Source organism: Pseudomonas sp. IT-P4 (genome assembly GCF_949767755.1).
In the GTDB taxonomy this organism is placed as follows: domain Bacteria; phylum Pseudomonadota; class Gammaproteobacteria; order Pseudomonadales; family Pseudomonadaceae; genus Aquipseudomonas; species Aquipseudomonas monachiensis.
Genome location: NZ_CATKPX010000016.1, coordinates 146,302 through 159,118 on the forward strand (window position 1 = coordinate 146,302; position 12,817 = coordinate 159,118).

Sequence of the window (12,817 nt, forward strand, 5' to 3'; positions counted from 1 at the left end):
GTCGGACTGTTTTTGGAGTATAGATGTGCAAACTTCTGATAAGAACGCACATAAAAACCGGTCCAACATGCAAAAAAACATCACCTCCCTCGGTTCGCTGAACTGGGATGACCTCAAGTTTTTCCTCGAAGTCGCCCGCACCCGCAAGGCCAGCACCGCGGCCAAGCGCCTGGCGGTGGACTACACCACGGTGTCGCGGCGCATCAGCTCCCTGGAAACCGCACTGGGCACCTTGCTGTTCGAAAAATCCCGGACCAACGGCTTTGTCCTGACCGCCGAAGGCCAGCGGTTGATGGGGTATGCCGAGTCGATCGAAAGTACCTTGCACATGGCGTGCGAGCAGGTTTCCGGGTCTGGCGTGGCGCTGTCCGGTCATGTGCGCATGGGCTGCACCGAAGGCTTCGGCAGTTTTTTCATCACACCGCAGCTGAGCCACTTCGTCGACACCTACCCGGCCATTTCGGTGGATATCCTGCCGCTGCCGCACTTCATCAGCCTGTCCAAGCGCGAGGCCGACATCGTCATCGCCCTGGAGCGCCCGGAGCATGGCCCGTACGTCTGCTGCAAACTGTGCGACTACCGATTGCAGCTGTACGCGACCCAGGAATACCTGGACAACCACCCGCCGATCCGCAAACCCGCCGATTTGGCCAAGCATTCATTTATCAGTTACGTCGACGACCTGGCGTTCAGCTCGGAGCTGTTGTACCTGGCCAACGTATTGCCCGGCGCCAGCGCCAACCTGCGCAGCACCAGCGTGATCGCACAGTTCGTGGCCGCGCAGCAAGGACGCTCACTGGCGATCCTGCCGTGCTTCCTCGCCACCCAGGACCCGCGGCTGCTGCCGGTGTTGCCACAGGAAATCAATATCACTCGGCAGTTCTGGATGTACTGCCGCGAAGACCTGCGCAAGCTCAAGCGGATCACCCTGTTGTGGGATTACATCCGCCAGGTGACTGAGCAGAATCAGGGGCTGTTGATGGGGGAAAGTCGGGAGATGCTATTTGCCGATTAGTCGGAGCTGACCACAATCGCCACCCGGCGATTTTCGGTGCGGCCACTGGATGTGCTGTTGCTGGCCACCGGCACGCTGCTGCCCAGGCCACGCAGCTGGATATTTTCCTGTTTCATGCCGACGGTGTTGAGCACCTTGGCCACGCTTTTCGCCCGGCGCATGGACAGTTGCTCGTTGTACGCCTCTTTGCCCGATGCATCGGTGTGGCCATCGACCCGTACCCGCTCGATACCCACCCCCAACAGCGCCTTGCCGATGCGTTCGACGATGTCGGTGCTCTGCTTGTTCAGGCTGTCGTCGTCACTGCCAAACAGGACCTTGCCGGACAAGCCGAAAGCCCAGCCATCGTCTGTCAGCTCGAAACCCTGCTGTTTCAGCACGGCGATCTGCGCCGGGGTCAGGCCTTTTGGCGGGGTGGTCTGGCAACCGGTCAGGCTCAGCAAGGCCACGAGCAGGGTCATGGTGAAAAAACGCAGGGAACGCGGGTTGAATGTGAACACGTAAATCAGCTCCTGTTTTGAACATCGGCGGCAGGGTGCTCCGACCCTGCCGTGTACTGTGCGCCTCGGGACAGGCGCTTGGCCTGGTACATCGCGCCATCGGCGGCGTTGAGCAGGGCACCCGGCGTTGCGCCATGATCCGGGTACACCGCGACGCCGATGCTGAGGGAGGTCAGTACCTGGGTACTGCCCGGCAATGGAATCGGCATGTCCATGCTGGCCAGAATCTTGTCGGCAATCCGTTCGGCGTCTTCGGTCTTGTGCAGTGGCGTCAGCAGCACGGCAAATTCATCGCCACCCAAGCGCGCCACCAGGTCCCCTTCGCGCAGTTGCGCCCGAACCCGATTGGCCACGGCCACCAACACCGCATCGCCCGCCGCATGGCCGAAACTGTCGTTGATCTCCTTGAAGCGATCGCTGTCGAGAAACAGCACCGCCACTCGCTCGCCGAGCTTGTTGGCGCTGCGCAGCGCGCGCATCAGGCGACCTTCGAAAAACGCCCGATTGGGCAATCCGGTAAGGCTGTCGTGGTTGGCCTGGTGAGCCAGGGATTCGTTTTCGCTTTGCAGGTGCGACTGCCAGGCTTCGAGCTCATCGAGCAGGGCATTGAAGTCGTTGCCGAAATTATCGAGTTCGGCAATGTCGGCGGGCGGCACGCGCTTGTCAAAGGCGCGGTCAATGCGCGCGGCGTGGGCGACGGCGGCCAGGTTGCGCAGGGGCTTGATGATCCCGCGAAGTTGTCGGCGCGCCAAAAAGAGTGCAACCCAGGCGCTGATGGCCGTGCACAAGATGATGCCCACCAGACCGCTGAGCAAAAAGCGCATCAGGCTGGCGCCATGACCGGTGAGCCTGATGCTGCCGACTTCCCGCCCTTGATGGAGGATCGGCATGCTCATGGGTTCTTCCAGAAACGCTTTGGCGATGTGCAATTCGAGATCGGACACCCAACCGGTTTCCGGTCGTTGCCAGCGGGCCAGCAACTGGCCCTGCTGGTCGAACACCTGGGCGTCGGCCACCTCTTCGTTGGAGGCAATCAGCGCCAGCGCTTCGGTGGTGGCGGTTTTGTCGTCGAACACCACCGCGGCTTCCACGGTGTAGCTGATCGAGCGGGCGATCAGGTGCAGGTTGTTGTCGGCGTACACGCGCAAGGCCAGCACACCGAGCAACGTCAGTGAAACACTGGCCATGGCGACGCCCACCAGCGCAACGAGCAGGTTGCCGCGACCGATGACCGAATGCAAAGTCGGGCGATTGCCCGGTTTCAGTATTTTCATGGCGCCGCCGGCTTGCGACGGGACAGTTGCAGCACGCTCGGATGAATGCGTACGCCGCTACGGGCGACAGAGTCGAGATTGACCTCGAACGACACCTGCTCATCGCTGACCCGCAAGCAAAACAGACTGCCGACGGTGCATTGCTCGTCGCTCTCACTGATGCTCAACACCGGATGCCCGATCAACGCGGCAAACAATCGGCTGCGTTCTACGCCGGTCAGCTTGCCGATATAAACCGCATCGCAGTCACTGACAATCGTAGGGTTGTCGGCCAACAAACGCTGCACCGCGACAGGTCGACCGGTCTCCTGGGTCGTGCCTTTGACCAGGTCGTCGGTGTATTCGGTAGGGCCGACCAGGCACAAGCGCAGCAGCAAAGGCTCGACGGGCCAGCGGGCATAGCTGAGGATTCCGAGGACTACCTGGGTAACCGCTTTGGCACGTTGGTCCGCCATGCCCACCGGGGCTTGCGATTGAGCGAAAACGACGCTGGCCAGCAGACAAAGAAGGATGGCAAGCAGCGCTTTTCTACAGCCAACGACGCACTCTGTCGTCCTGACAGCCACCTTCATGCAGGGATACTCTTTGACCGTAGCGAAATGATGCCGCAACGATAGCACAGCGAGGAAATGCCAGCGAGGCCACGTACTACGCAGCCTCGGACATTTTCCTACAGCCTGTTACTGACCTTTCAGCCTGTCGGCTCGCTGCCGTCCTTGAGCTCCAGCATCAGCCCGCTCAAGCGTTTGACCCGGCGTTTCACCGCCTCTTCAAACACCCCCGCACGGGACTCGATCAAGGTGAACCAGTCCTTGGCCCGGGTAATGCCGGTGTAGATCAATTCCTTGGTGAGTACCGGATTCAAGGCATCGGGAAGAATCAACGCGGTATGCGCGAACTCCGAGCCCTGGGATTTATGCACGGTCATGGCGTACACGGTTTCGACATCATTCAGGCGGCTGGGCAGGACAAATCGCACGCCACCCTGGCCATCATTGCGTGGGAATGCCACACGCAGAACCTGCCTTCCAGTCCCCTGGCCTTCCTGCTCCGGGAGCTTGAGGGCGATGCCGATATCGCCGTTCATCAACCCTAGCCCGTAATCGTTGCGGGTCATCAGCACAGGGCGACCTTCGTACCACTGCTGGTCGCTGTCGATCAGGCGCGCCCTGAGCAATGCCTCCGTCACCCGCTGGTTCAAGCCCTCTACACCCCATGGCCCCTTGCGCACGGCACATAACAACTGGAACGCGTCGAAAGCCTGCAGCACTTGTCGAGCCCAATCAATCCAGCGTGAATCTTCCAGCGGGCTGTCCAGTGGCGGTCGCTGATTGCGCAGCACGCTCAGGTAATGTCGATAACCCTGCGGCCCCTCACCATGGCCGTCGAGAAGCAAGCGTTCCAGGGCCCGATCCTGCTCCCCCTTGAGGGACAGGCAATGCACATCGTCATGGCTGCGCGCCGACAACAACTTGCGGGCTTCATCGGGTTGCTGCTGGTTGACCCAGCGAGCCAGTTGGCCAATGCCACTGCCTTCACCGAATCGCCGGGAATGGCGCAACATCACGACCTGTTGAGCCAATGGATGAGTGCCCTGCGCATCCTCCTGCAATCCGCTGGCCTGCAGGTTTTCGCCACTGACGGCTTCCAGCCACCGGCGTGTCTGCGGGCTGTACCAGCCAGCCTCCGCGTCGCGACACAGATCCCCCAATACCGCACCGGCCTCTACCGACGCCAATTGGTCCTTGTCCCCCAACAGCACGAGGCGCGCATGGGGCGGCAAGGCATCGAGCAGGTTGGCCATCATTTCCAGGTCGATCATCGAGGCCTCGTCCACCACCAACACATCCAGCGGCAGGCGATTGCCCGCGTGATGCCGGAAATGACGAGTCCCGGGCCGGCTGCCGAGCAGGCGGTGAACGGTGGTGACGTCGGAGGGGATCTTTTCCCGAACGTCCTCCGCGACCTTCAAGGTCCGGACCTGCTGGCTGATGGATTCGGTCAGACGCGCCGCGGCCTTGCCGGTAGGCGCGGCGAGGCGAATGCGCAGGGGCATGCCGGCCTCGACCGCCGGCGCCTGGAGCAACGCCAGCAAGCGTACGACGGTGGTGGTCTTGCCGGTTCCCGGCCCCCCCGTGACGATGCTGAAGGCACTGCGCGTCGCCAGGGCGCAGGCCAGCTTCTGCCAGTCGATCACTTCACCCGGCCGGGCAGGACCAAACAAACCGGTGAGGCGCTGGAGCAGGTCGCTCGGCGTGGATTCGTGTTCCGTCAGACGCTCGCGCAAGGAAACGTCGATCCGCCGCTCGTAGGCCCAATAGCGGCGCAGGTACAAGCGTTTGCCCGATAACACCAAAGGCCGGTCGCGCACGTTGTCACGACTGTCAGCGGCCAGCGCGACCAGGTTGCTGGCGGCCAGCACCTTGCACCAATGAGCGCCGTCCAGCGATCCCAGCAATTGCGAGGGCAGCAGCATCGCGCCGCCTTGCACGTCACCTTCGGGTGGCAGCGACAGGGCGAAGTCCGGTTCTTTCAGCGTCTCGAACAGGTCGAGGCAGACATGCCCGTGGCCCAACTGGTGGCTGGTCAGCGCGGCTGCCAGCAACACCAGCGGATCATCCTCTGGGGCCAGCTCATGCAGAAACGCCACAAAGGCTTTGTCCAGCGCGCGCAACCAGCCACGCTCGACCCAACGCGTGAGCAATAACAGCAAGTCGTCGGCACGCCTCAGCGGCACCAGATCGGCCAGGCTTTCGGCTGCCAGCGATGTGGGCAACAAATCGGCGAATGTGCGACTCATAACAGTACTCCCTGTTCCCAGGCGGGCTCGGCCTTGGGTTCTGGCTTGCCCTGAAACAGCCTGTCCAGGCGTTCGATCAGCTCTCTTGGCGGCCGGGCGAAAAACACCCCCTGGCTGGCCGCGCGCGTACCGCGCAAAAACAGGTACAACGCACCGCCGACATGCCGGTCGTAGTCGTAATCGGCGAGCCGCGCCTTGAGTTGGCGGTGCAGGGCCAACAGGTACAACACGTATTGCAGGTCATAACGGTTGTCGAGAATCGATTGCTCCATGGCCTGCGCGGTGTAGGCCGCATCATCGACGCCGAGCCAGTTGGATTTGTAGTCGGCCACGTAATAGCGGCCGTCATGTTCGAACGTCAGGTCGATGAAGCCCTTGAACATGCCGTTGAGCAACACCGGTTCCGCGGCCACCCGGGCCACGCCGTTATGGGTGTATTGGCACACCAGCGCATCGAGCTTGAGCACATCGACCTTATGGCTGGCGAACCAGAATTCCATCTCGACCTGATACTGCGTCAACTGGCCGAATATCACCGGTGCCTGACCGCCGCCCAGTTGCAGCGGCGACTTGAGCAGATGCTGCAGCCAGTCACTCAAGGTGCTGATCCAGCCCTCCCAGCCTCGACGGTTGCAGCGACGGGCAATGGCGTCGATCACCTCTTGCGGTGCCGCAGCAAAACCCTCGCCCCCCGCCCATTCGAGCAAGCCATGGAGGAAGGTGCCAGGGTTCGGGCCACGCGGGAAGCGATGGATATCGCCGCCACCGGTCACCACTTCCCGAGGGGCCTGCGGGTCGAGGCGTTCGTCATCGAACAGTTTTTGCGCCTGCGGGCTCTCCGGCGCCTCGTCGGTGCCGACACTCAGGGTGTCGCCAATTCGCAAGGCGCTGTAGGAAGCGATCCACCAGTTTTCACTGGCCTTGCGTTTCGGAACCAGCGGAACCAGCAGCGCTGCGTCGTTTTGCGGTGGCTGGTAATGCTCCGCTGTCGCTTCAGGCATCTCGGCATACGCCAGCGCCGGGCAGTCCTGTTGCAGGTCCCGCAACCAAAGCTGCAACGCCGGGGAATCGGCCAAAGGCGCACCGCCGCCCAGCAGATAACCCAATGCCGACAGATGCAGCACCGAGCCATTGTTGTTGCCGCGCTTGAGGTCGGCCACCCCCAGCCAGCAGGCGTGTTGCGCCCGGGTCAGGGCGACATAGAGCAAGCGAAGATCCTCGGCCAGACGCTCATCGTCAGCCAGGGCAATCAATTCTGCCGTCGGTTTCAACGTGACCTGGGCATTGCCGGATTCATCGTGGTAGTGCAACGGCAGGCGGCTGCCATCCACCGGTTTCGCCGAGCAAATGAACGGCAGAAACACCAAGGGGTATTCAAGGCCCTTGGACTTGTGAATGGTCACGACCTTGACCAATTGCTCATCACTTTCCAGACGCAGGATCTGCTCTTCGCCAGCCTGCCCGGACAACGCCAGATGCTCGGACAAATGCCGGATCAGGGCTTGCTCGCCATCAAGCTCCGCGGCGGCTTGTTGCAGCAGTTCGAAAAGGTGCAGAAGGTTGGTCAACACGCGTTCGCCGTCACTGCGGGCGATCAGCGCCTGGGGCAGGCGGAAGTCGTGCAGCAGGCGTCGCAGCATCGGCAGTACGCCCTGCTTGCGCCAGACTTCGCGATAGCCACGGAACTGCATGACCCGGGATTCCCAGGCCAACTCATCCTGATTCAGCCGCTCCAGCTCAGTCAGCGAAAGGTTCAACGTGATGCTGGCCAACGCAGCCCGCAGCGGTCGCTCGACATCCGGCTCGGCACAGGCCTTGAGCCAGGTCAGCACGTCATGCGCCTCCTGGGCGGCGAACACCGAGTCCTTGTCCGACAGGTAAACACTGCGCACGCCACGGGCGGCCAATTGCGCACGAACCGCCTGCGCCTCCTTGCCATCGCGTACCAGGATGGCGATGTCCGCCGGCAGCAGGCCCCTGAAGGCCTTGCCGTCCTGGGAGAACCCCGCATGCCCGTGCTGCCCGCCATTGAGCAACGCCGTGATTTCACTGGCGCAGGCAGCCGCCAGGTGTTGCCGGTACACCGCACCGGACAACGGTTGTTCGGCCGGCAAGTGCCAGATGTTCAAGGCCGGGATTGCCTGGTCATTGAGGCGCAAGACTTCTTTGCGACCCTGGGAGGCAACCGGCGTGAAAGGAACCGGGTTGTCGCCATTCTTCTGTCGGAAGAGGAAAGCGCCGCGGCCCGACTCCCGTGCCTCGGCGCGCTCGAACACATGGTTCACCGCGTTGACCATGCCATGGCTTGAGCGGAAGTTGGTGCCCAGGGTGTGCAGGCGGCCGGTGGTGGCCTGGCGGGCGCGCAGGTAGGTATGGATGTCCGCACCGCGAAAAGCGTAGATCGCCTGTTTCGGGTCGCCGATCAGGAACAGGCCACACTCGGGGCTGTTCTCTTCAATGCGATAGATGCTCTCGAAGATTCGGTATTGCACCGGGTCGGTGTCCTGGAACTCATCGATCAGGGCGACCGGAAACTGTTCACGAATCAGGGTTGCCAGGCGTTCGCCGCCATCGGACTGCAAGGCCGCATCAAGGCGCAGCAACATGTCGTCGAAACCCATTTCCGCGCGGCGGCGCTTCTCTTCCTCGAATCGCGCCCCGACCCAGCGGGCCGCGTGTTGCAGTACGGCGGCATCAGGCGTTGGCAGCCCATCGAGACAGGCCTTGAGGCCGGCCATCGCATCGAGCCCCGGATGTCGAGGCGCCTCACCCTTCCAGGCTTCAGCCATGCCGTCCGGGGTCAGGCGAGTGAAACCGGTGCCGATATCCAGTTGCTCGAGGGATTCGTCTTCGGCCCAGGCTTTGATCTTTTCAAACCAGGGCTCGAAATAGCGTGCCTGCATCTTGCGACCGTCGACAGCCTTGGTGGCAACGCCCTGGTGACAGATGACAAGCAACTCGTCCGCCCACTGCAGCCAGGGTTTCTTGAGTTCGATCAGGGCCGCCCGTCGTTCTTGCAGGCATTGCGAAATCACTTCGGCGGGTTCTTTCCCTTCATGCGCATCCCGCTCGCTGGCGAACAGCGCACGAATCCGCGGCAGCAGCGCCGCCGGCCCGCCCCAATTGCCGCGCACCCAATTCAAGGCGTCACCTTGCATCGGGTAACAGAACAGCCGCCAGTAATCGCGCAGGACTTCCCCCAGCAAGTCGCTGTGGTCGGTTTCCAGGGTCTGGGTAAACAGGCTGCCGCTGTCGAATGCGTGCTCGCGCAACATACGCTGGCACCAACTGTGGATGGTCGACACCGCTGCCTCGTCCATCCACTGGGCGGCGATATCCAGGCGGTTTGCGCAGCCGGGCCATTGCTCGGGCAGGTACTGATCACGCAACTCGGCAATCAGGCTGTCGGGGGCCGGGGTTTCATCGCGGAAATAGCGTGCGGCCTCGGCGAGCCGCGTGCGGATGCGTTCGCGCAGCTCTTTGGTCGCGGCGTCGGTGAAGGTCACGACGAGGATCTGCGGCGGCAACAGCTCTCGTCCGAAGCCACTGTCCTCCCCGCCATTGCCCAGCACCAGGCGCAGGTACAACGCGGAAATGGTGAACGTCTTGCCGGTCCCGGCGCTGGCTTCGATCAGTTGGCTGCCGCGCAGCGGGAATGCCAGGGCCAGCGGTGTCTTCGTGCTCATCAGCGCGACTCCTCGCTGGACAGTGAACGCCAGGGTGCTTCAAGAAGCGGGCGATAGAGCGCGTCACACCACAGGGGGAACGTCTCGTCGGCGACCAAGGCATCGTAATCGGCGAATTGGCGCGCGAGTGCCGGGCTTTCGCGACGCTCTCCGTCCGTCGTCTGCCCATCCCCTTCATAGGCCTTGCGCGCAGCGGCTTGGGCTTTGACCGGGTCGGTTTGCCCCAGCCACGCGAAGGCCGTCTTGACCGCGATCGGCAGAGGCTGGCGCATACCCGACTGCCAGGCCATCAACAGGTCACCGAGAATTGTCCGCGCCGTGGACTGCTCCATCGGACCGAGCAACAGACTGTCGTCGCTCGCCACCAATGCGGTGGTCAAGGCCATGCCACTGGCACACGCCATCAGATGATTGACCCAGGGGCGGGTCAGACGATGCCATTTGCGCGACTTGATCGAGCCGATACTGTTGGGGATCGTTGTAACAGACAACAAACCGCCATCAGCACGCTGATGCAGACCGCTGAGCCAGCCCTCGATGTGCAGGCCCTGCAGTTCAAGACTGACGGCCAACGCGCTGCTGAGGGGGGTTGGCCACAACGCCAGGAGCTGTTGGTGGCGTTGCAGCAAGTCAGGCAATGGCTCGATCAATTCGCGTTGCAGGCACTCACCGAATCCGGCCATGGGCAGCAGCCCGCTGTTCTGCAAACGTTTCGCCTGATCCTGCAGTGCCTGCCCGGAATTTCCAGGATCTGCCAGCGCCGCTTCGAGCAAACGGTCACTGAGGCTGTAACGCTGCAACGCATCCAGGACAAAGGGCTCTTCATCGGCCAATGGCACTTCTGCCGCCTCGAAGAAGACCTTCAGCCGCTGGCTGAAAAAGTGCCGTACCGGATTGCGCAGGAAATCCTGCACCTGACCGAGACTCAGAGGTTCGTCCTGGATGTGGGGCGCGAGCACTTCGGCGCTTGCCTGTTGCTCTGCCGCCTGATGAAGCACCTGCCATTCGCTGGCGTAGCTGAACGACTCATCACCGTCGTGAAAGTAACGAGCACTGAAGGGTTGTAATGGGTGTTCCCGGGTCATGGCTTCCAGCAGATCCTCGTCGCCTTGCAGCAATCGCCAACCGCTGGCCAGGTGGTCACGCAGTTGGCCAATCAGCACCGAGGCAGGCCGCTCGCTGTTATCGCGGATGCTACGGCCCACCCAACTGATGTAGAGATGGTCCCTTGCCGACAGCAAGGCTTCCAGTAGCAGGTAGCGGTCGTCTTCGCGCCGGGAGCGGTCACCCGGACGGTAATCACTGCCCATCAGGTCGAAATCCAGCGGCGGTTGCGCGCGCGGATAATCGCCGTCATTCATGCCCAGCAGGCACACCAGTTTGAACGGGATGGCGCGCATGGGCATCAAGGTGCAGAAGTTGACCGCACCGGCCAGAAAACGTTGGGACAAACGGCCCTGATCCAGACCTGCAAGCCAGGCTTCGCGGACGACGGTCAGCGGCAACTCGTCCTGCAACCCGACTGACTCGCAGGTCTCGAGCCAGGTCTCGCGCAGCTCTTCGAGTTGGGCCAGCAAGTAGTCATCGTGTTCGTTACCGGCAAGGAAGAACAACTGCACCAAAGCCTGCAAGCGCAAGCCCCATTGCCCCGGCGATGCTGGCTGAGAGAGCTCGTGGTGAGCCACTTCCAGCGCGTCGAGCAACGCAACCAGCGGACCGATGAGCGCAGCGTCCAGACCACCGATCTCGTCGTAGGGTTCGATCCCCTCATAAGCATCGGCGCTGCCAACGGCATAACCGAGCAGCATCCGTCGCAAGCCGAATCGCCAGCTGTTTTGCTCCAGTTCATTGGGCAACCCGAGCCCGGCACGTTGCTCGGCATTCATGCCCCAGCGAATGCCGGCACCTTCGATCCAGCGGTGCAGCGTCGGCAGGTCACGCTCCTCGACGCCAAAACGAGCGCGCAGCGCGGGGACGTCCAGCAAATCGAGAATTTCACTGACGGGGAATCGGCTGTCGGGCAGCTTGAGCAGGTGCTCGACAGCAATCAGCAATGGATCGCGACCACGCTGGCCCTGGTCAGCCAGGGTAAACGGAATGAAGCGTGGATCCTGGCGGTCAAGCTGACCAAACACGGCACGAATATGCGGGGCGTAGCTGTCGATGTCCGGGACCATCACGATGATGTCCCTGGGCCGCAATGTCGGGTCGGAGCTGAAACGTGCTAGCAGCTGATCGTGGAGGATCTCGACTTCTCGCTGGGCGCTATGGGCGATGTGAAAACGGATCGATTCGTCCTGTTCAAGATCGATGGCCGGCCAATGCTCCCGAGTCTCGTTGAGGGGACGCAACTCGAGGATGTCGTCCTGCAACTGGTTGAGCACGTTCAGCGGCAGACCATCACTGAACAGGTCGATGCGCCCGTCGCGGAATGCCGAACGATAGCTGCTGGGATCGTCATAACTGTCGAGCAGGTTGATGTAGTCCCGCCCCTGCTTGCCCCAGGCGGCCAACAGCGGGTGAGCATGTTGGTGGAGGGTTTGCGGATCGATGACTACCGGCATGCCGCTCTTGCGGGCCTGACGCTTGTATTGATGGCGCAGCAGGTCTTTATCGGCGACGATGTCCGCCCAATGGTGACGACAGGGGTTGTGTACGCACAGCAGGACCTGACTGAATCGCGCCAGTCCCGCCAGTGCTTCCAGGGCTTGGGCAGGCAGCGAAGAAATCCCGAAAACGATCACTCGCGAGGGTAATCCCTTGGGAGCTGTTTCGAGGTTATTGATGCGCTCGACAAATCGCTGATGGACGCCGGCACGGCTTTGCGCCATGCCTTCTTCTCCCACGTCCAGCAAGAGGGCGCGCCATAGCTCAGCCTGCCAGCAATTGGCCGGGGTCAGGGGTTTGGTTTCGCCCCTGGCGTTTCGTGTTTGATGTCGACCTTGCGCCCAGTCTTCGAGCCAGTCAGCTCGGTACACCTGGTATTGGTCGAACAGATCCGCCAGACGTTCAGCCAATTGATAACGTTTGCGCAGATCGGTGTCGTGGGTCAGGAAACGTTGCAGCGGCTCGAAGTGCGGCTGGTTGATCAACTGCGGCAGCAGGCGCATCAGACGCCAGGTCAGCGGGGCTTTATCGAGCAGGGAATTGACCGGGATTTCGTCGCGGCCAAGGACCATGCGATAGAGCTGCCACATGAAGCTGCCGGGCAACTGCACGTCGATGGCGGCAGCGATTCCGCAGCCTCCCATGTCGTCGTCTTCAGCATCTTCCGCCAGTGCCAGCTTCAGCCATTGGGCAATGCCATTGCTTTGCACCAACGCGATTTCATTCTCCAGGGGAGCCAGCGGGTAGCGCCGCATCCAGCTGACCACCAGGCTGCGCAATTCGTCCAGGCGGTTGCCGTGAACCACCATAAAACCAGCACTGAGGGACGTCGCGTCCGGCATAAAGGCTTCCTTGGAAAATACAAACGCCAGGGGCGAACCTTAGCATTGTCGGGAGACGGTGACAGCGTGAACCTGCTCGTTGTTGCTGTGCGA

At 62.0% G+C, this 12,817-nt stretch carries 7 protein-coding genes; 1 reads left to right on the forward strand and 6 read right to left on the reverse strand.

What is annotated here, in order from left to right:
• The first annotated feature begins 67 nt into the window (after nucleotides 1-67).
• A complete protein-coding gene (locus ACM6IT_RS03120; protein ID WP_056728122.1) occupies nucleotides 68-1,015 on the forward strand; it encodes a LysR family transcriptional regulator in 948 nt (315 codons plus the stop codon).
• Here the strand turns inward: ACM6IT_RS03120 and ACM6IT_RS03125 are convergent.
• The 6 genes from ACM6IT_RS03125 to recC form a co-directional block, all read right to left on the reverse strand.
• Nucleotides 1,012-1,476, reverse strand: coding sequence for an OmpA family protein (locus ACM6IT_RS03125; RefSeq protein ID WP_414917482.1), 465 nt, complete (start codon nucleotides 1,474-1,476; stop codon nucleotides 1,012-1,014). The genes ACM6IT_RS03120 and ACM6IT_RS03125 overlap by 4 nt on opposite strands.
• A 44-nt stretch (nucleotides 1,477-1,520) precedes the next feature.
• Complete coding sequence (locus ACM6IT_RS03130; RefSeq protein ID WP_056728117.1) at nucleotides 1,521-2,789, reverse strand: diguanylate cyclase domain-containing protein; 1,269 nt, start codon at nucleotides 2,787-2,789, stop codon at nucleotides 1,521-1,523.
• Entirely contained in the window at nucleotides 2,786-3,361 is a 576-nt protein-coding gene (locus ACM6IT_RS03135) for a YfiR family protein (protein ID WP_414917478.1), read from the reverse strand. Before ACM6IT_RS03135 ends, ACM6IT_RS03130 begins: the two co-directional genes overlap by 4 nt.
• A gap of 119 nt (nucleotides 3,362-3,480) precedes the next feature.
• Nucleotides 3,481-5,589, reverse strand: coding sequence for an exodeoxyribonuclease V subunit alpha (recD, locus tag ACM6IT_RS03140; protein WP_414917479.1), 2,109 nt, complete (start codon nucleotides 5,587-5,589; stop codon nucleotides 3,481-3,483).
• Complete coding sequence (recB, locus tag ACM6IT_RS03145; protein ID WP_414917480.1) at nucleotides 5,586-9,275, reverse strand: exodeoxyribonuclease V subunit beta; 3,690 nt, start codon at nucleotides 9,273-9,275, stop codon at nucleotides 5,586-5,588. The genes recD and recB overlap by 4 nt, the downstream gene beginning before the upstream one ends.
• Nucleotides 9,275-12,724 carry an exodeoxyribonuclease V subunit gamma gene (recC, locus tag ACM6IT_RS03150; protein WP_414917481.1) on the reverse strand — a complete coding sequence of 1,150 codons (3,450 nt, stop codon included), beginning with the start codon at nucleotides 12,722-12,724 and terminating at the stop codon, nucleotides 9,275-9,277. The genes recB and recC overlap by 1 nt, the downstream gene beginning before the upstream one ends.
• Between the last annotated feature and the right edge of the window lie 93 nt (nucleotides 12,725-12,817).